The sequence below is a fragment of the Rhizobium sp. 22-785-1 genome (assembly GCF_053521965.1).
In genome coordinates, this window is sequence record NZ_JBNWDI010000001.1 from 615618 (window position 1) to 635361 (window position 19744).

15 protein-coding genes are annotated in these 19744 nt (G+C 58.7%); 10 read left to right on the forward strand and 5 right to left on the reverse strand.

Annotated elements, in window-relative coordinates; all coding sequences use genetic code 11:
- Positions 1 to 155 precede the first annotated feature (155 nt).
- From ACQZ5M_RS02925 to ACQZ5M_RS02960, 8 genes are all read left to right on the forward strand, one after another.
- The gene (locus tag ACQZ5M_RS02925) at positions 156 to 1037 is read left to right on the forward strand and encodes a MurR/RpiR family transcriptional regulator (RefSeq protein ID WP_449079034.1); all 882 of its coding nucleotides are present in this window, start codon (positions 156 to 158) and stop codon (positions 1035 to 1037) included.
- Between the two features lie 225 nt (positions 1038 to 1262).
- Positions 1263 to 2369, forward strand: a complete 1107-nt coding sequence (locus ACQZ5M_RS02930) for an ABC transporter substrate-binding protein (protein ID WP_296076372.1) — start codon at positions 1263 to 1265, stop codon at positions 2367 to 2369.
- Positions 2370 to 2465: 96 nt separating this feature from the next.
- Entirely contained in the window at positions 2466 to 3356 is an 891-nt protein-coding gene (locus ACQZ5M_RS02935) for an ABC transporter permease (RefSeq protein WP_296019151.1), read from the forward strand.
- A complete protein-coding gene (locus ACQZ5M_RS02940) occupies positions 3353 to 4135 on the forward strand; it encodes an ABC transporter permease (protein ID WP_296019149.1) in 783 nt (260 codons plus the stop codon). The genes ACQZ5M_RS02935 and ACQZ5M_RS02940 overlap by 4 nt, the downstream gene beginning before the upstream one ends.
- 11 nt (positions 4136 to 4146) lie before the next feature.
- The gene (locus ACQZ5M_RS02945) at positions 4147 to 5205 is read left to right on the forward strand and encodes an ABC transporter ATP-binding protein (protein WP_296036157.1); all 1059 of its coding nucleotides are present in this window, start codon (positions 4147 to 4149) and stop codon (positions 5203 to 5205) included.
- 56 nt (positions 5206 to 5261) lie between these two features.
- Positions 5262 to 6305 (forward strand): zinc-dependent alcohol dehydrogenase family protein, encoded by a 1044-nt coding sequence (locus tag ACQZ5M_RS02950; RefSeq protein ID WP_296036155.1) that lies wholly within the window; start codon positions 5262 to 5264, stop codon positions 6303 to 6305.
- Positions 6306 to 6310: 5 nt separating this feature from the next.
- Positions 6311 to 7171, forward strand: a complete 861-nt coding sequence (locus tag ACQZ5M_RS02955; RefSeq protein WP_449079035.1) for a hypothetical protein — start codon at positions 6311 to 6313, stop codon at positions 7169 to 7171.
- A gap of 198 nt (positions 7172 to 7369) precedes the next feature.
- Positions 7370 to 8704 carry an MFS transporter gene (locus ACQZ5M_RS02960; protein WP_449079036.1) on the forward strand — a complete coding sequence of 445 codons (1335 nt, stop codon included), beginning with the start codon at positions 7370 to 7372 and terminating at the stop codon, positions 8702 to 8704.
- Positions 8705 to 8749: 45 nt separating this feature from the next.
- Here the strand turns inward: ACQZ5M_RS02960 and ACQZ5M_RS02965 are convergent, their stop codons facing one another.
- From ACQZ5M_RS02965 to glmU, 4 genes are all read right to left on the reverse strand, one after another.
- Complete coding sequence (locus ACQZ5M_RS02965; protein ID WP_449079037.1) at positions 8750 to 9061, reverse strand: hypothetical protein; 312 nt, start codon at positions 9059 to 9061, stop codon at positions 8750 to 8752.
- A gap of 63 nt (positions 9062 to 9124) precedes the next feature.
- Positions 9125 to 9793, reverse strand: a complete 669-nt coding sequence (locus tag ACQZ5M_RS02970; protein WP_296019138.1) for a DUF502 domain-containing protein — start codon at positions 9791 to 9793, stop codon at positions 9125 to 9127.
- A gap of 251 nt (positions 9794 to 10044) precedes the next feature.
- Complete coding sequence (gene glmS, locus ACQZ5M_RS02975; RefSeq protein ID WP_449079038.1) at positions 10045 to 11871, reverse strand: glutamine--fructose-6-phosphate transaminase (isomerizing); 1827 nt, start codon at positions 11869 to 11871, stop codon at positions 10045 to 10047.
- Between the two features lie 161 nt (positions 11872 to 12032).
- Entirely contained in the window at positions 12033 to 13394 is a 1362-nt protein-coding gene (glmU, locus tag ACQZ5M_RS02980) for a bifunctional UDP-N-acetylglucosamine diphosphorylase/glucosamine-1-phosphate N-acetyltransferase GlmU (RefSeq protein WP_449079039.1), read from the reverse strand.
- A gap of 205 nt (positions 13395 to 13599) precedes the next feature.
- Here glmU and ACQZ5M_RS02985 point away from each other — a divergent pair, with 205 nt between their 5' ends.
- The gene (locus ACQZ5M_RS02985; protein ID WP_449079040.1) at positions 13600 to 14538 is read left to right on the forward strand and encodes a DMT family transporter; all 939 of its coding nucleotides are present in this window, start codon (positions 13600 to 13602) and stop codon (positions 14536 to 14538) included.
- Between the two features lie 88 nt (positions 14539 to 14626).
- Positions 14627 to 15754, forward strand: coding sequence for an S-(hydroxymethyl)glutathione dehydrogenase/class III alcohol dehydrogenase (locus ACQZ5M_RS02990; RefSeq protein ID WP_062440438.1), 1128 nt, complete (start codon positions 14627 to 14629; stop codon positions 15752 to 15754).
- A gap of 201 nt (positions 15755 to 15955) precedes the next feature.
- On the opposite strand, the gene metH is transcribed toward ACQZ5M_RS02990, so the two are convergent.
- Positions 15956 to 19729 (reverse strand): methionine synthase, encoded by a 3774-nt coding sequence (gene metH / locus ACQZ5M_RS02995; RefSeq protein WP_449079041.1) that lies wholly within the window; start codon positions 19727 to 19729, stop codon positions 15956 to 15958.
- Between the last annotated feature and the right edge of the window lie 15 nt (positions 19730 to 19744).

Here is a 19744-nt window from a genome sequence, read left to right on the forward strand (position 1 = left end):
CCGTTCCCCAACGACACGAAGAGAATTCTTCACAGATATCAAAGTGTCAAATAGATTTTTGAAATTTTCTCTTCATTTTTTCGATTGACTCCGGCGCAGCGGCGTATCTTAATCTTGCGCAAAACCCGGTGAGAAAACCGGAAAAGGGGAAAAATTTGAGCAACACGTCGTCTGCGACGGTGTCGGAGGTCATCCAGACCCACTATGAGGATTTGACGCGCGCCGAAAGACAGCTCGCCGAAAGTCTGCTGGCGAACTATCCGGTGTCGGGTCTCGGCAGCATCACCACCGTTGCAGAAAATGCAGGCGTTTCCACTCCCACAGTGGCGCGCATGGTACAAAAGCTCGGCTACAAGGGTTACCCCGAATTTCAGGCAAGCCTCCACCAGGAGCTGGAAGCCACCATTTCTAACCCGATTGCCAAGCATGACAGATGGGCAAGCAACGCGCCTGGCTTGCATATCCTGAACCGCTTCGCCGCTGCCATCACCAACAATCTGCGCGACACGCTGAGCGATCTGGACACGGCCGATTTCGACAATGCGGCCGCACTGCTCTCGGACAGAAAGCGCGGCATCTATTTCGTCGGTGGGCGCATCACTGGTGCGATTGCGGAATATTTCTTCACCCATATGCAGGTCATCCGCCCCAGGACGGCACTGATGTCGTCCAACTCCAGCTCCTGGCCGCAATACATGCTGAACATGAGCGCAGGTGATGTGCTGGTGATCTTCGATATCCGTCGCTACGAACAGGACATGGTGACGCTCGCCCAAGTGGCGCATGACAACAATGTCAGCATTCTGCTTTTCACCGATCAATGGACCTCGCCCGTATCACGCTTTGCCAAGCACACCTTCCGTGTGCGCATTGAAGCGCCATCCGCTTGGGACAGCTCGGTCGTGACCCTCTTCGTCGTCGAGGCCTTGATCGAAGCGGTGCAAAGCAATGGATGGGATGAAACCCGTCAGCGCATGAACGCGCTCGAAGGCCTTTTCGAACAGACACGCCTGTTCAGAAAACCAGATCGACGGTGAGACGCCAGCGATCGAAGCACATAAAGGGATGAGAGGGAGAAGACGCAAGTAGAACGACAAATGTCGCAAACATTGCAACATGACAAAAAAGTGACGTAAACATGGCAAGTAGGCCCAAACGGGGCTAGCGTGACCGCAATAAGCACCCTTACAAACGTCACATAACATTCATGCAAGCCACGTACAGCGTCCGCCGACGCATGAGACACGTAGAGGAGAACAAAAGTGATCTCAAATAGCCGCCGACTGCTTTCGCTTACCACCGCAATCGTGCTTGCCACCACGGCAATCGCCACGGCAGCACCGAGCGAAGAACTCATCGCAGCTGCCAAGAAGGAAGGCATGCTGACGACCATCGCCCTGCCGCACGACTGGTGTGGATACGGCGACGTCATCGCCTCCTTCAAGGCCAAGTACCCTGAAATCCAGGTCAATGAGCTGAATCCTGATGCCGGTTCGGCTGACGAGATCGAAGCCATCAAGGCCAACAAGGACAACAAGGGCCCGCAGGCGCCGGACGTGATCGACGTCGGTCTGGCATTCGGCCCGCAGGCAAAGAAGGACGGTCTTCTCCAGCCTTACAAGGTCTCCACCTGGGACGAAATTCCAGACAACGTCAAGGACGCCGAAGGCTACTGGTACGGCGACTATTACGGCGTCATGTCCTTCTTCGTGAACAAGGACCTTGTGACGAATTCTCCCAAAGACTGGGCCGATCTGCTGAAGCCGGAATATGCCGGTCAGGTCGCACTTGCTGGTGACCCGCGCGCCTCCAACCAGGCGATCCTCGGCGTTCTCGCCGCTGGTCTCTCCACAGGCGCGAAAGATGGCAAGGAAGCTGGTGAAGCAGGCCTGAAGTACTTTGCAGACCTGAACAAGGCTGGCAACTTCGTGCCCGTTATCGGCAAGGCCGGGACGCTTGCACAGGGTGCAACGCCGATCGTGATCGCCTGGGACTACAACGCTCTCGGTTGGGCAAAGACGCTGAACGGTAACCCACCGACAGAAGTCGTTGTTCCTGAAAAGGGCGTTCTGGCTGGCGTCTACGTGCAGGGCATCTCCGCTTACGCCCCGCACCCGAATGCTGCAAAGCTGTGGATGGAGCACTTGTATTCCGACGACGGTCAGCTTGGCTGGCTGAAGGGCTTCTGCCATCCGATCCGCTTCAATGCCATGGCCAAGGCGAACAAGATCCCGAAGGACCTTCTCGACGCCCTGCCGCCACCGGCAGCCTATGAAAAGGCAACCTTCCCGACGCTCGAAGATGTCGATGCCAACAAGGCAGCCGTCACCGGCGATTGGGACAAAGTCGTCGGCGCCAACGTCAAGTAAGACGTAACAACGAACGGCCGCCCCGGTCCCGAAGGTCCGGGGCGGCTGGCTGCACATAAAGAATGAGACCGCGATGATCGCGGCAATGGGGACAGAATGTCATCAGCAGATACTGGCACAGCCCTGCCGGTTAAACGGCGTTACCGGCCGAAGCTCGAATGGCTCGGCATTTTGCCATTCGCCATTTTTGTCCTGCTTTTCTTGATCATGCCGACGATGAAGATCGTCATCGGCGCATTTCAAGGCCCGGACGGCAGCTTCACCTTTGACAATATTATCGGGCTCTTCACGCCTTCCATTCTTGCCGCCTACTGGATATCGATCAAGATCAGCGTTGCCTCCGCAGCCCTTGGCTGTCTGATTGGTTTTGCCGTGGCCTCCGCAGTCGTGCTTGGCGGCTTGCCGCAGAAAATCCGTGCGCCGCTTTTGACCTTCTCGGGCGTTGCGTCCCAATTCGCCGGTGTGCCGCTGGCCTTCGCCTTCATTGCCACGCTTGGCCCCGTCGGCCTCGTCACGCTGTTTTTGAAGACCCAGCTCGGCATCGATCTGCGCGTCCTCGGCTTCAACATTCTGTCCTTCTGGGGCCTGACGATCACCTATCTGTTCTTCCAGATTCCGCTGATGATCCTCATTATCACCCCAGCGCTCGACGGCCTGAAGCGCGAATGGCGCGAAGCCGCCGAAATTCTCGGCGCAAGCGGCTGGCAATATTGGCGCATGGTCGCCTTTCCAATCCTTTTGCCATCGATCCTTGGCACCTTCTCGCTTCTCTTCGCCAACGCCTTTGGTGCTGTCGCAACGGCGATTGCGCTCACCGGCTCCTCGCTCAGCATCGTCCCGATCCTGCTCTTCGCCCAGATCCGCGGTGACGTTCTCGGCAATGCCAATCTTGGCTATGCGCTGGCCTTCGGCATGATCGTCGTCACCTGTATCGCCAACACGCTCTATATCTGGATGCGCACGCGCAGCGAGAGGTGGCTGAAATGAAGCGAATTTTCGCCTGGGGCGCCCTCCTCTTCGGTATCCTCTATTTCGCCCTGCCGCTGATCGGCATGACCAACTTCTCGCTGAAGATGCGGCGTGGTGTCTATTCTTTCGATGCCTATGCCGTAGTGTTGAGCGACCCGCGCTTTCAGGAAACCTTCACCTATTCCGTGGTCATGGCGCTCGTCACCATCGTCTTCGGCGTAGTGCTTGTGGTGCCCACGGCTTACTGGGTACGGCTAAAATTGCCCACACTGCGCCCCGTTATCGAGTTCATCACACTGCTGCCGCTTGTCATTCCGGCCATCGTCATCGTCTTCGGCTATATCCGCCTTTACAACACCTCAAGCTGGCTGCCGTTGACGGGTACGACAACGGGCACCAACCTGCTCCTGATGTTTGGTTACACCACGCTGGCTCTGCCCTATATGTACCGCGCCGTCGATACCGGCCTTCGCACCATCGACATCGGTACGCTGACGGAAGCGGCGCAAAGCCTTGGTGCCGGCTGGACGACCATTCTTGCCCGCATCATCCTGCCGAACGTCCTTGTCGCCGTCCTATCTGGCGCCTTCCTGACCTTTGCCATCGTCATCGGTGAGTTCACCATGGCGGCGCTTTTGAACCGCCCGGCCTTCGGCCCCTACATGCAGCTTCTTGGTGCCAACCGTGCCTACGAGCCTGCCGCCCTTGCCGTGATTTCATTCGGCATCACCTGGGGTTGCCTCGGTCTCATCCAACTCGTCTCCCGCTACCAGAAGGGCGCGCCTCCCAAGGCCTGAAGGATTTCTACATGAGCTTTCTGACACTCACGCACATCAAAAAGTCCTTCGGTCCGATTCAGGTCGTGCATGACTTCAATATGGCCATCGAGAAGGGCGAGTTCGTCTCTTTCCTCGGCCCCTCAGGCTGCGGCAAGACGACCGTGCTGCGCATGATCGCAGGCTTCGAAACGCCGAGCGACGGCGCAATCGTCATCAATGGCAAGGATCAGACGACGCTTCGTCCCAACCAGCGCAATATCGGCATGGTGTTCCAGGCTTATGCGTTGTTCCCAAATATGAATGTGCGCGAAAACGTCGCTTTCGGCCTCAAGGTGGCAGGCAAGCCGAAGGCCGAAATCGACGCACGCGTCAAGGAAATGCTAGCCCTGATCCATCTGGAGCACCTGGCAGACCGCTATCCCTACCAGATGTCGGGCGGCCAGCAACAGCGCGTGGCACTTGCACGCGCGCTGGCACCCAAGCCGGAAGTGCTGCTCCTCGACGAGCCACTTTCTGCGCTTGACGCCAAGATCCGCGTGTCGCTGCGTGAAGAAATCCGCCAGATCCAGCGCAAGCTTGGCATCACCACAATCTTTGTCACGCATGACCAGGAAGAGGCCCTGTCGATTTCGGATCGTATCGTGGTGATGAATGCCGGTCGCGCCGATCAGATTGGCTCGCCTTTCGAGATTTACAACAGTCCGGCCACGCGCTTCGTCGCCTCCTTCGTCGGCACGTTGAACCTCATCGACGCCACCGTTGTCGATGCAGCAACAAGCACAATTCTGATCGGTGATCAGAAGGTCTCGCTGAAAAAGCCGCTTGCAAAGGCGAATGGCGAAAAGGTCACCGTTGCACTTCGCCCGGAAGCTGGATCGCTGGCCGAAAGCGCCAAGGGCGATGTCGCCATTTCCGGCATTGTGACCTCCAGCCACTTCCTCGGCTCGGTCATCCGCACCCGTCTCGATGTCGGCGGCAGCGTGCTTTCGTTCGACATGTTCAACGATCCCGGCACGGCACAGCCTGCCATCGGCGAGCGCGTCACCTTACACTTTGCATCAGAAGATTTGATGATTGTAGCAGAGTAGCGCACTGTTTCGAGACCGGAAAACCGGGTAACTCCGCTCCAACTCAGGAGGCACCTATGCGCGCATTATTCTACGAACGGTTTGGCGAAGCACCGAAAATCTCGAACTTGCCGGACCCGGAGCCGACACCGGGCGGCGTGGTCATCTCGGTGAAGGCGACCGGCCTTTGCCGCAGCGACTGGCACGGCTGGATGGGCCATGACAGCGACATCCACCTGCCCCATGTGCCGGGTCACGAATTCGCCGGCGTGATTTCTGCGGTTGGCAAGAATGTCATGCGTTTCAAGGTGGGTGACCGCGTCACCGTTCCCTTCGTTTCCGGCTGCGGCCACTGCCAGGAGTGCCGCTCTGGCAACCAGCAGGTCTGCGAAACGCAGTTCCAGCCGGGCTTCACCCATTGGGGCTCTTTTGCCGAATATGTCGCGATCGATTATGCCGACCAGAATCTGGTCCATATGCCTGACGATATGAGCTTCGATACGGCAGCAAGCCTCGGTTGCCGCTTTGCCACTTCCTTCCGCGCTGTCGTCGACCAGGGTCGTCTGAAAGGCGGCGAATGGCTGGCGGTTCACGGGTGCGGCGGTGTCGGGCTCTCCGCCATCATGATTGGTGCAGGTCTCGGCGCGCAGATCGTCGCCATCGATATTGCCGATGACAAGCTGGCGCTGGCGAAGGAACTCGGCGCCACCGTCACCATCAATAGCCGCAACGTTGCCGACGTGACCGAAGCTGTCCGCGATGCGACCGGCGGCGGCGCGCATGTCTCCGTAGATGCGCTCGGCCACCCGCAAACCTGCTGCAACTCGATCAGTAACTTGCGCCGCCGTGGCCGCCACGTGCAGGTGGGATTGATGCTCGCCGATCATTCCATGCCGCAAATCCCGATGGCGCGGGTGATTGCTCATGAACTGGAAATCTACGGCAGCCACGGTATGCAGGCCTGGCGCTATGACGACATGCTGGCAATGATCCGCACCGGCAAGCTCTCTCCGGAAAAGCTCATCGGCAAGCACATTTCTCTATCCGATGCCGTCACCGCGCTACCCGCGATGGACAGCTTCAAGGATAGCGGCATCAGCATCATCAGCCGCTTCGAGTGATACCCATGCAGATTGACGTCATCGACAGCATCAGCGATCCCGGCAAGCCAGAGCGCGCCAACGAAGATCGTCTGGCGTGGAATGCCTCCAGCGCATTCGTCGTCGATGGCGCAACCGGCCTCGGCGACCAGCAGTTCATGACGGGTTTCGGCTCCGATGCCGCATGGATTGCCGAGTTCGCGGCCAAGCGCCTGATGAGCGAGGTCACGCCCGAGGCGGATTTCCCGGAGATCGTCCGCCGCATTTCCCAAGATGCCAGGATCAGCTTCGAGGCCTTGGCCGGCGATCAGCCGCGTTACGCCTGGCCGGTCGCCGCACTTGCAGGCTTGCGCGTCACGCAAAACGGACTGCAATTCGCAGGCCTCGGCGATAGCGTCGCCTATATTCTTCACGATGACGGTCGCGAGGAAAGTCTGATGGCGCTACCCGACGCCTTCGAGCGAGAGCAGGCCGCCGCTCGCGCCCATATCGCGCGTCTCGGGGGCATCGGTGCTGCGGGCATGGCAACCAGCGATCCAAAGACGCTCGCCGATCTTCGGCGAAACCGCGAACGACAGAATTCGGCAGACGGCACCGTATGGTCCTTAAGCCTCGTTCCCGAAACGGCTGACCACATTGCCACCGCGACGATCGACATCGCCGGCGGCGCTACGGCCGTCATCTGCTCCGATGGGCTGGCCGATCTTGTCAGCCTTTACGGGCAATACACGCCGGGCTCCCTCATCCGCCGCGCCGTCACCGCGGGCTTGCCGAGCTTGATCAAGGAGCTTCGCCAATTGGAGCGGGAGATCGATCCAGAAGGCCTGAAATATCCGCGCCTTAAACAATCGGACGATACCACCGCCATCCTGTGCAGGATCACCTAAAGCACGGTCCACCCAAAATTGTACAGCGGTTTTGCGATAACGACGTGCGGTAAAGGGACCAACTCAAGCGCAAGGAGCGAATCTGGAAGATTACGACACGCGTTAAAAGAGCCTGTGACATCTGCCGACAAAAGACTTGAATTAGCGGCGGCTATACCGCATGGCACAGGGAACGATCCCTGAAAGAAGAAACCGCTCATGTCTCCCACCACGACCCTGGTTCCCGCCCGCGCGCTCAACGCGCAGGATTACAGAACGCTTGGCCTCTCCGCGCTTGGCGGCGCACTGGAATTCTACGACTTCATCATCTTCGTCTTCTTCGCGACCGTGATCGGCCACCTCTTCTTCCCGCCGGATATGCCAGACTGGCTGGTGATGATCCAGACCTTCGGCATCTTCGCTGCTGGCTATCTTGTGCGCCCCATCGGCGGCATCATTCTCGCCCATTATGGAGACTGCTATGGCCGCAAACGCGTCTTCGCGTTCTCCATACTGCTGATGGCACTCTCGACACTCGGCATGGCCCTTATGCCGACCTATGCAACCATTGGCGTCGCAGCGCCCATCCTGCTCATCGTCTTGCGCATGCTGCAAGGTGCGGCCATCGGTGGCGAGGTGCCGGGCGCCTGGACCTTTGTGTCTGAGCACGTGCCCTTTCGCTATGTCGGCCTTGCCTGCGGCCTGCTGACGTCTGGCCTGTCTTTCGGAATCATGCTGGGATCGCTCATCGCCTTTGCGATCAACACCATTTTCACGCCGGAAGCCGTGTCCGGCTATGCCTGGCGCATTCCCTTCCTCATCGGCGGCGTCTTTGGATTGATCGCGGTCTATCTGCGTCGTTGGCTGGAAGAAACGCCGATCTTCACGCAGATGAAGAACTCAAAATCGCTCTCGGACAAGCTGCCGCTCAGCCTCGTGCTGAAGAACCATATGCGCGGCGTCGTGGTCTCCGCGCTGCTAACCTGGGTGTTGTCCGCGGCCATCGTCGTCACGACGCTGATGACGGCCACCTTCCTGCAAAAGCTCTACGGCTACACGCCGACACAAGCGCTGGCCGGCACGAGCTTCGGCACCCTGTTCCTGATCTTCGGCGTGATCATCGCCGGCGCGCTGATCGACCGCATCGGCAGCGGCATCTTCTTCATGGCCGCCAGCATCTTCTTCGGCGTCGCCACCTTCACCTTCTACAGCTATGCCGGAACGTCGCTCAGCACCATGTTTGCGCTTTACGCGGTGATGGGCCTTTCAGTCGGCATGGCTGGTGCGGTGCCTTACGTGATGGTCCGCGCCTTCCCGGCCTCTGTTCGTTTCTCAGGCCTATCCTTCGCCTACAACGTCTCCTACGCTGTGTTCGGCGGGTTGACGCCAATTGCGGTGAGCACAGCGCTTGCCATCAACCCCATGGCGCATGCCTGGTATCTGGTGTTCATCGCCGGGCTCGCCTTCTTCATCGGACTTTATCTTCACCTGCGCGGCAGCGCGGTGGAGAGCCATGTGGGTGTGGAAGAGCTCGCGACGTTGCAGAAGCGATAATAACCGACAAGACGGGACTGGCGCGCTCGCGCCATTCCCAATCGATCAGGCAGAGGCGGGCATCTTGAAGGCCGACCCAAGCTTGTAGCCGATAAACGCTGCTACGAGTACGATGCCGATCATCCAAAACAGGGGCTCGCCTGGAAGCGCGATGCCATAGAAATCGACATGACTATCGAGCCCTGTTCCTCTCGCAATTGTGGCGTCAACCTGCTCAGGTGTGGGGCCGCCTTCGATAGGCTGCCCGTCAAATGTCGTGACGACATTGTATCCCGGCGACCCAGTGATCAGAAGGCCGATGCAGGCGAAAATGACCGTTGAGAAAAACGGGATAACCCAATTTCGAATAAAGCGCATGTATCTCCCCCAGGTTGAATCCAACAATAGGTCGGGAGCACGCAAAGGTCTAGGTAAACCTAATTAAACTGGAGCAAGAGCCTTCGGCGGCTCGAAATCCGGCGCAACCAGACCTCCAGATATAAGAAGCTTCGCAGCATCCTCTGGCGACATGTCGAGCATGATGATCTTGTCTTTGGGGACAAACAGCAAAAAACCCGCCGTTGGTACCGGTGTTGGCGGCAGGAAGACCGCCACCATTTCCTGGCCTAACTCATTGAAGCGGTAGGCGAGCTCACCCTTGGCTTCGGATGCGACGAAGACCATGGCCCATGTGCCGGGTCCGGGAAATTCGATCATGCCGACGCGCTTGAAGGAATTTGAATGCTCCTTCAACACCGATTCGAACAGCTGCTTGATGCTTTTATAGATCGGGCGCACCAGCGGCATCCGGTTCAGAATGGATTCGCCAAAACCGACGATCCACTTGCCGATCAGATTGTTACCGAGAAAACCGATGACGGTGATGCCGATGACAGCAATCAGCAGGCCGAAACCGGGAATGGCGACATTGAAATATTCTTCCGGGTCGTAGCGCGCTGGAATATATGGCTTCACCCAGCTATCCGCCCATTGCAGGAACGTCCAGACCAGCCACATGGTGATAGTAACGGGCGCGAGGATGAGAACGCCGGTCAGAAAGCTGTTACGCAGGCGTGTCGCGAAGGAAATTCTGAGTGGGCGATCCGTCATCAACTCACTGAATGTTAGAGCATTTCCAGTCGAAGCATGATGACTTCGGCGTCGGACACAGCAGAGAGACATGAAGCGAAGTCGCCGAAGCATGCCTGTTGATAACGGACAATGCAGGACGGCGTTCCGCCCCGCAATAGGCGAACCATGAATTATTCGTCATCAATATCGTCAGCCTTGCATCGCGGCGACACTCGAAACGGCGGCTATATGCCGAGTCTTCGTGTGCCCAGTCGACTTGGATCAGATGATCATTCCACCGTCACAGACTTTGCCAGATTGCGCGGCTGGTCCACATCCGTGCCCATGAAAACGGCCGTGTGATAGGCGAGCAATTGGATCGGCAACGAGAAGACCATCGGCGCAATCAGTTCATCAACAGTCGGCAGCACGATAGTCGCCATGGTCTCCAGTGACGACGCCGCAGCACCCTTCGCATCGGTGATAAAGATGATCCGCCCACCGCGGGCTGCCACCTCCTGCATGTTCGATACGGTCTTCTCAAAGAAGCGGTCATGCGGCGCAATGACGATGACCGGCATGTTCTCGTCGATCAGCGCGATCGGTCCATGCTTCAACTCGCCTGCGGCATAGCCTTCCGCATGGATATAGGAGATTTCCTTCAGCTTTAGCGCGCCTTCCAGCGCCAGCGGGAAGGAGGTGCCGCGACCGAGATAGAGCACATCCTTGAAACGCGAGAGATCGCGAGACAGGGTTTCGATCTGCGGCTGGATGGCGTTCAGCACTTCGCTCATGACGCGCGGCATCTCGATCAAATGACGCACCAGTTCGGTTTCCTGCGCCGCCGTCAGCGTGCCACGCGCTTTACCGGCAGCAATCGCCAGCGAGGCCAGCACGGCAAGCTGGCAAGTGAAGGCCTTGGTGGAAGCCACACCGATTTCAGGACCGGCCAGAATGGGGAAAATCGCGTCGGATTCGCGGGCGATGGTCGATTCACGCACATTGACGACCGCGCCGATCTTCAGATCGTTCTCCTTGCAATAACGCAGCGAGGCAAGCGTATCCGCAGTCTCCCCCGACTGGGAGATGAAGAGGGCTGCCTGTGTCGGCAAAAGCGGCATTTCGCGATAGCGGAATTCCGACGCCACGTCGATTTCCACCGGCAGGCGTGCATAGCGCTCGAACCAGTATTTACCGATCAGGCCGGAGAGATAGGCAGTGCCACAAGCGGAAATCGCAAGGCCGGTCAGCTTGGAAAAATCGATGGCCGGATCGATATCTTTCACCCGCTTGTCGGCAAAATCGACATAGTGGCTGAGCGCGTGGGAAATGACTTCCGGTTGCTCGTAGATTTCCTTTTCCATGAAGTGGCGGTGGTTGCCCTTGTCCACCACATAGGCGGTCGCCTGCGAAATCTGGCGCTGACGCTGCACCGGGTTGCCGGAAAAATCGATGATTTCGGCACCGGATGCGGTGATGATGGCGCAATCGCCATCCACCAGATAGGTGATCTCATTGGTGAAGGGCGAAAGCGCAATCGCATCCGAACCGAGGAACATCTCGCCGCGTCCATGACCGACCGCAAGCGGTGGACCGGACCGCGCCGACAGCAGCGTGCCCGGCTCGTCCTGGAACATCACCACCAGCGCAAAAGCACCAGTCACGCGGTTCAACATCGTCAGCATCGCATCGCGATGGGAAAGCCCTTCACGGGTAAACTTGGCAAGCAGCTGCGCCACCACTTCCGTATCGGTCTGGGTGGTAAATGTCGCGCCATCGGCCTTCAGCTCCTCACGCAGTTCCGAGAAATTCTCGATGATGCCGTTATGCACGACGGCAACGCCATCGACGAAGTGCGGATGGGCATTGGTTTCGTTCGGAACCCCATGCGTTGCCCAGCGGGTGTGCGCAATGCCGGTGATGCCGGGAAGCGGTTCTTCCGACAGCTTCTTCTCCAGATTGAAGAGCTTGCCCTCGGCGCGGCGGCGATCCATCGCGCCATCATGGATCGTCGCAACGCCGGCGGAATCATAACCGCGATATTCCAGCCGCTTCAGCGCGTCCACAAGGCGCTCCGCAACCGGTTGCGTTCCAACAATTCCGACGATACCGCACATACAGTTCTCCAAAGATTTTGGTGAGCATCCGTCGATCCGAAACCTGAGTCGGGTATCCATACGGATGCTTTTTCAATCGCGGAAGTCGTAGCGATTTCCGCAAAAACCGCAATCGCAACCGCGGTCACTTTCAATGTCTATTCGTTACCTTTGTCAGAAGGTTACGCCGGTTTCTTCTTGGCATCCTTGATCGCCTGGGCGCGGGCGCGAAGCACACTGGCGCGGCCTTCCTTCATCTCCTGGCGCGCACGGCCGAAGGCCAGCGCGTCACCCGGAACGTCATCGGTAATTACGCTCCCAGAAGCGACATAGGCATCGTCGCCAATCGTCACGGGTGCCACGAGTGCTGAGTTGGAGCCGATAAAGGCATTCTTGCCGATCCGCGTCTCGTGCTTGTTGATGCCGTCATAGTTGCAGGTAATTGTGCCAGCACCGATATTGCTGCCCGCGCCGACGAAGGCATCGCCGATATAGGTGAGATGATTGACCTTGGCACCCTCGCCGATCTCGGCCTTCTTGATTTCGCAGAAATTACCGACCTTCGATTTCGCCGCCAGATTGGCGCCGGGACGTAACCGCGCATAGGGTCCAACTGTCGCACCGGCGCTGACATGAGCGCCTTCCAGATGCGAGAAGGCATGGATGACGGCACCCGATTCGATGGTGACACCGGGTCCGATCACCACGTTGGGCTCGATCAACGCATCCTGGCCGATCTTGGTATCCCAGGAAAGAAACACGGTTTCCGGCGCGATCATCGAAACACCGTCGATCATGAACTGATGACGCGCCCGCTCCTGCCAGAGTTTTTCGATGATGGCGAGCTCGGCGCGGTTGTTGCAGCCGGTCATCTCAGCCTCGGGCGCATCGACGGCCACGGCCTTGCCGCCATTGGCGCGGGCGATCTCGACGATGTCGGTCAGATAATACTCGCCCTTGGCATTGTTGTTGCCGATGCGATCGAGCAGATCCAGCGCCCGGCGACCATTGATCGCCATCAGGCCGCTATTGCACCATGTGACCTTGCGCTCGTCGTCGCTGGCATCCTTCTCCTCGCGGATGGCGACGAGTTCGCCATTCTGCACGAGAAGTCGACCATAACCGGTTGGTTTGTCCGTATGAAAACCTATGACGACGATATCCACGTTCCCTGCCAGCGCCTGACGCGCCCGGTTCAGCGTTTCAGCCGTCAAAAGCGGCACATCGCCATAGGCGATCAGAATATCGTCGAAACCCTTCTCGATCGCCTCCCGGGCCGCCAGCACGGCGTTGCCAGTGCCAAGCCGCTCCTTCTGCAGGTAAGGTTCTACAGAAACGCCTGCGACACGCGCGGCATCCGCAACCTTCTCCGCATCGCGACCAACGACAAGCGCGGCAGCACTCACGCCAGCGCCGGACACCGCCTGCATCACATGCGCGATCATCGGCCGTCCGGCAACGGGGTGCAAAACCTTCGACATGGACGATTTCATGCGCGTGCTTTCACCGGCGGCGAGAATGACGGCAAGACAGGTGCGTTCCACTTGGATCTCCACTCAAAGCATCGAATATTGTTCAGCCGCTATAAACGCTCGACGAGAAAGAAACCATGGAAATTGCATGACGGGTTGAAAAGCGGCGTGATGGAAAGCTTCATGAGGTCGGTTGAAGTCCAAAACGCCCTTTCAACGCTTTGAAAATCTTTTAATCTGTCTTGACCGCCCTCCTAACGAAATCCGGAATCCCCGCATGTCTTCTTCGCAGAGCGTCAGCCAGCCCGTCCGTGGAATGCTTATCATGGCGGCCTGCATGATCGTGCTGCCGGTGATGGATGCGATTGCGAAGTATATGGCGTATGAGGGCATGTCCCCCGGTCAGGTGACATTCTATCGTTTCTTCTTCCAGTTGGTCTGCACGCTTCCGCTGCTGCTCTTCATGTCGCCAAAGTCGCTGATCCATGCCAGGCGCCCTTGGCTCAACCTGCTGCGCGGCGTGTTGCATGCTGCGGCAAGCCTCGCCTTCTTCGCCGCTGTCAAATACATGCCGCTCGCCGACGTCTTTGCCATCTATTTCGTCGAACCCTTTCTGCTCACCATCATGTCCGCGCTGTTTCTGGGAGAGCGGGTCGGCTGGATGCGCTGGAGCGCGATCGCCGTCGGCTTCATCGGTGCGATGATCGTCATCCAGCCAAGCTTCGAACTCTTCGGCCTGACTTCGCTGCTGCCTGTCGCCTGCGCCTTTCTCTTCACGCTCTACCTCTTCCTCAACCGCGCGATTGGTGAGGGTGACAGCCCCCTGGTCATGCAGACCATGGCAGGCATTGCCGGCACGATCTTCATGGGCGTCGCTCTTCTGATCGGCCACGGACTGGGAGACACCAATTTCGACATGTCCCTGCCCGGCTGGGATCATGGCCTCGTTCTCCTGATCCTTCTCGGCTCGATTTCGGGCTATATGCATCTTCTCGTGGTCAAGGCGTTTCGCCTCGCGCCCGTATCGCTTCTGGCACCCTTCCAGTATTTTGAGATCATCTCCGCCACGATCCTTGGCTACCTGCTGTTTTTGGATTTCCCAACACCGTCCAAATGGCTCGGCATCGTCATCATCGTGACGTCAGGTCTGTTCATCATCTGGCGCGAGAGATTGAGCGCTCGACGTCTCAAGATGGCAGAGGTCGCGGAAGTTTGAAGAATTGCCGCAACTGCACTTGTTCGTAAGGCCCGCGTCGGGCAAAAAGTGCTTCCACGAATGATAAAGACATAAAGGAGACCAGAGGATGGACGTTCGCGCCGCAGTCGCCGTTCAGGCAGGCAAGCCATTGGAAGTTATGACGGTTCAGCTGGAAGGCCCACGCGCCGGTGAAGTGCTGATCGAGGTCAAGGCAACCGGTATCTGCCACACCGATGACTTCACCCTCTCGGGTGCCGATCCGGAAGGTCTCTTCCCGGCGATCCTCGGCCATGAGGGTGCCGGTATCGTCGTCGATGTCGGCCCCGGCGTCACCTCGGTAAAAAAGGGCGACCATGTCATTCCGCTCTACACGCCCGAATGCCGCGAGTGCTATTCCTGTACCTCGCGCAAGACCAACCTCTGCACCGCCATCCGCTCGACTCAGGGCCAAGGCGTGATGCCGGACGGCACCAGCCGCTTCTCCATCGGCAAGGACAAGATCCATCACTATATGGGCTGCTCCACCTTCGCCAACTACACGGTTTTGCCGGAAATTGCCGTTGCCAAGATCAACCCGGACGCGCCCTTCGACAAGGTCTGCTACATCGGTTGCGGTGTCACGACCGGAATCGGCGCGGTCATCAATACCGCCAAGGTCGAGATCGGCTCGACGGCGATCGTCTTCGGCCTCGGCGGCATCGGCCTCAACGTGCTTCAGGGCCTGCGCCTTGCCGGCGCGGACATGATCATCGGCGTCGATATCAACAATGATCGTAAGGCCTGGGGCGAAAAATTCGGCATGACGCACTTCGTCAACCCGAAAGACGTCGGCGACGACATCGTGCCTTACCTCGTCAACATGACGAAGCGGAACGGCGACCTGATCGGCGGCGCCGATTACACCTTCGACTGCACCGGCAACACCAAGGTCATGCGCCAGGCGCTGGAAGCCTCGCACCGCGGCTGGGGCAAATCGGTCATCATCGGCGTTGCAGGTGCTGGCCAGGAAATCTCCACCCGCCCCTTCCAGCTGGTCACCGGCCGCAACTGGATGGGCACGGCCTTCGGCGGCGCCCGCGGCCGCACGGATGTGCCGAAGATTGTCGACTGGTACATGGAAGGCAAGATCCAGATCGACCCGATGATCACCCACACCATGCCGCTTGAGGACATCAACAAGGGCTTCGACCTGATGCACAAGGGCGAGAGCATCCGCGGCGTCGTGGTCTATTGATGTAAGAAATGATTGGCGCGGGAGTACGCGCTTCCGCGCTGGAAGGATTTAGAGGGGCTGCGAGGCCCCTCTTTCTATTTCACTTTAGAGATTGGCGGGCGGTTGCCGCATCGGCTCTGCACGTTTGAGGCGGAGATATCTGGCAGGACAGAGGAGTTACGGCGCCTAACGCTTTACGTCAGACGCAACCTCATCCCCAACTCAGGCCGCCGTCTCAACTTCCTTCGCCGCATCCGTCGGCACATAATTCAGCACCGGTCCAAGCCAGCGCTCGACATCTTTCTCCGGCATACCCTTGCGCCGAGCATAATCCTCGACCTGATCCCGCTCCACCTTGGCAACACCAAAGTAATAGCTTTCCGGATGTCCGATATAGAGGCCGGACACGGACGAGCCCGGCCACATGGCGTAACTTTCGGTCAGTTCCACACCCGTCTGGTTCGTCGCATCAAGAAGACGGAACAGCGTGTCCTTCTCCGTATGATCGGGCTGAGCCGGATAGCCGGGAGCCGGGCGAATACCGGCGTAAGCTTCTCCGACAAGATCATCACTGGTGAACTTCTCATCCGGCGCATAGCCCCAGAATTCCTTTCGCACCCGTTCATGCATGCGCTCGGCAAAGGCTTCCGCGAAACGATCGGCCAGCGCCTTCACCAGAATGGACGAGTAATCGTCATTGGCCCGTTCGAAGCGTTCGGCAATCGCCACTTCTTCGATACCAGCCGTCACCACGAAGCCGCCGACATAGTCGGCAATGCCGCTGTCCTTCGGCGCGACGAAATCCGACAGCGCGACATTGGGCCGTCCATCGCGCTTGGAAAGCTGCTGACGCAGCGTGTAGAAGGTCTCAAGCTCAGAGGTGCGGCTCTCATCGGTAAACAGACGAATATCGTCCCCCACCGCATTGGCCGGCCAGAAGCCGATCACGGCGCGCGGGCGGAACCACTTTTCCTCGATGATCTTCTTCAGCATGGCCTGCGCATCGGCATAGAGATGGCGCGCCGCCTCGCCCTGCTTCTCATCCTCGAGAATGGCCGGGAAACGACCCTTCAATTCCCAGGTCTGGAAGAAAGGCGTCCAATCGATATAGCGCGACAGTTCTTCGAGATCGTAGCCCTCGAATGTCTTGGTGCCGATGAATCGCGGCTTGACCGGCTGATAGCTCGCCCAATCCACCTTCTGGGCGTTTTCGCGCGCACGCGACAGCGGCAGGCGCTGCTTTTCGCGTTCGTTGCGCGCATGCGCATCGGCAACCTTGGCATATTCTGCGCGAATGCCGTCAATATAGGCTGGTTTCTGGTCTTCCGACAGAAGTGCTGACACCACGCCGACCGCGCGCGAGGCGTCGGTTACATAGATTGCCTGGCCCTTCTCGTAACGCGGGTGGATCTTCACCGCCGTATGAACACGGCTGGTCGTCGCCCCGCCGATCAGAAGCGGCAGGTCGAGCCCCATGCGCTCCATCTCGGAGGCCACATGCACCATTTCATCCAGCGACGGCGTGATGAGGCCGGAAAGACCGATGACATCGACCTTCTCCGCAACAGCCGTTTCGAGAATCTTGGTGGTCGGCACCATCACCCCGAGATCGATGATCTCGTAATTATTGCAGGCGAGAACGACGCCGACGATGTTCTTGCCGATATCGTGGACATCGCCCTTCACCGTCGCCATCAGCACCTTGCCCGCAGCCTTGCGCTGATCGCCGCCATTCAGGCGCTTTTCCTCTTCCATAAAGGGAAGCAACACGGCAACGGCCTGCTTCATCACACGGGCGGATTTGACCACCTGCGGCAGGAACATCTTGCCTGAACCGAAGAGATCGCCAACCACATTCATGCCCGCCATCAGCGGACCTTCGATGACATGCAGCGGACGGGCCGCCTGCTGGCGCGCCTCTTCCGTATCCGCATCGATATAGTCGGTAATGCCATTGACGAGCGCATGCTCCAGCCGCTTCTCAACGGGGAGTTCGCGCCACGACAGGTCCTGAACCTTGCCTTCCTTGGCGCCAGCGCCGCGGAAGCGTTCGGCAATTTCCAACAGCCGTTCGGTCGCATCGTCGCGGCGGTTCAGCACCACATCTTCGCAGGCCTCGCGCAACTCCGGATCGATGCTCTCATAGACGGCAAGCTGGCCCGCATTCACGATACCCATATCCATGCCGACCTGAATGGCGTGGTAGAGGAACACGGCATGCATCGCCTCACGCACCGGCTCGTTGCCGCGGAAGGAGAAGGACAGGTTCGAGACACCGCCTGAAATATGCACGAGCGGCATGGTTTCGCGGATGGTCTTGGTGGCCTGAATGAAATCGACGCCGTAATTATTGTGCTCTTCGATACCGGTCGCGACGGCGAACACATTCGGGTCGAAGATGATGTCTTCCGGCAGAAGCCCGGCCTTCTCCGTCAAAAGCTTATAAGCGCGGGTGCAGATTTCCACCTTGCGCTCATAGGTGTCCGCCTGCCCCACTTCGTCGAACGCCATAACGACGACAGCAGCACCGTAATTGCGCACCAGACGCGCCTGCTCGAGAAACTTCTCCTCGCCTTCTTTCAGCGAGATGGAGTTGACGATCGACTTGCCCTGAACGCATTTCAGGCCAGCCTCGATGATCTCCCATTTGGAGCTGTCGATCATCACCGGCACGCGGGCGATATCAGGCTCGGCGGCAATGAGATTGAGGAACTCGACCATGGCCTTCTGGCTGTCGATCAGGCCCTCATCCATGTTGATGTCGATGATCTGCGCGCCGTTCTCCACCTGATCGCGGGCAACCGCGAGCGCTGCGGTATAATCGCCAGCGGTGATCAGCTTGCGGAACTTGGCAGAGCCGGTCACATTCGTGCGTTCGCCGACATTGACGAAGGGAATGTCCTTGGTCAGCACGAAAGGCTCGAGGCCGGACAGCGACATGAAGGACTTGTGTTCGGGCACCTTGCGCGGCTCAAAACCCTTCACGGCGTCCGCAATTGCGCGAATATGCTCCGGCGTCGAGCCGCAGCAACCGCCCACCACATTGACCAGTCCTTCGCGGGCAAACTCGGCAACCTGCGCCGCCATCATCTCCGGCGTTTCGTCATACTGGCCGAACTCGTTCGGCAGGCCGGCATTCGGATAGGCGCAGATGAAGGTATCGGCCACATCCGATAGTTCCTGCAGATGCGGACGCATGGCGTTCGCGCCAAGCGCACAGTTGAGGCCGATGGTAAACGGGTTGGCGTGACGCACCGAGTTCCAGAAGGCCGACGGCGTCTGACCCGACAGCGTGCGCCCGGAAAGGTCGGTGATCGTGCCGGAGATCATCACCGGCAGATGAATGCCCTTGGCAGCAAAGCGCTCCTCGCAGGCGAAGATCGCAGCCTTGGCGTTCAGAGTATCGAAGATCGTTTCGATCAGAATGATATCAGCACCACCATCGATCAAGCCGTCAATCTGCTCGCCATAGGCAGCGCGCAAATCGTCGAAGCTGACGGCACGATAACCGGGATTGTTCACGTCTGGCGAGATCGACGCGGTGCGGTTGGTTGGGCCAATGGCACCGGCGACGAAACGGCGGCGGCCATCTTCCCGCTCGGCGCGCTGCGCGGCACGGCGAACGACAAACGCGCCCTCGCGGTTGAGGTCGTAAACCGCGCCTTCCATCTCGTAATCGGCCTGCGCGATGCGCGTGGAGGAAAACGTGTTGGTTTCGAGAATATCCGCGCCTGCCATGGCATAACGGAAATGGATATCCTCGATCGCATCCGGCTGCGTCAGGATCAGCAGGTCGTTATTGCCCTTCTGGTGACAGGCACAGCCGATGAAGCGGTCGCCACGGAAATGCTCTTCGTCAAATCCAAGCCCCTGGATCTGCGTGCCCATGGCGCCGTCGAGAATGAGGATGCGCTCTTCAGCCGCCTGTTTCAGCGCCTTCACAATTTCCGCGCCGTCGCGTTTGCCGCCCAAAGGGCCAAACAGATCGTCCAACATCGGCACTTACTCCTC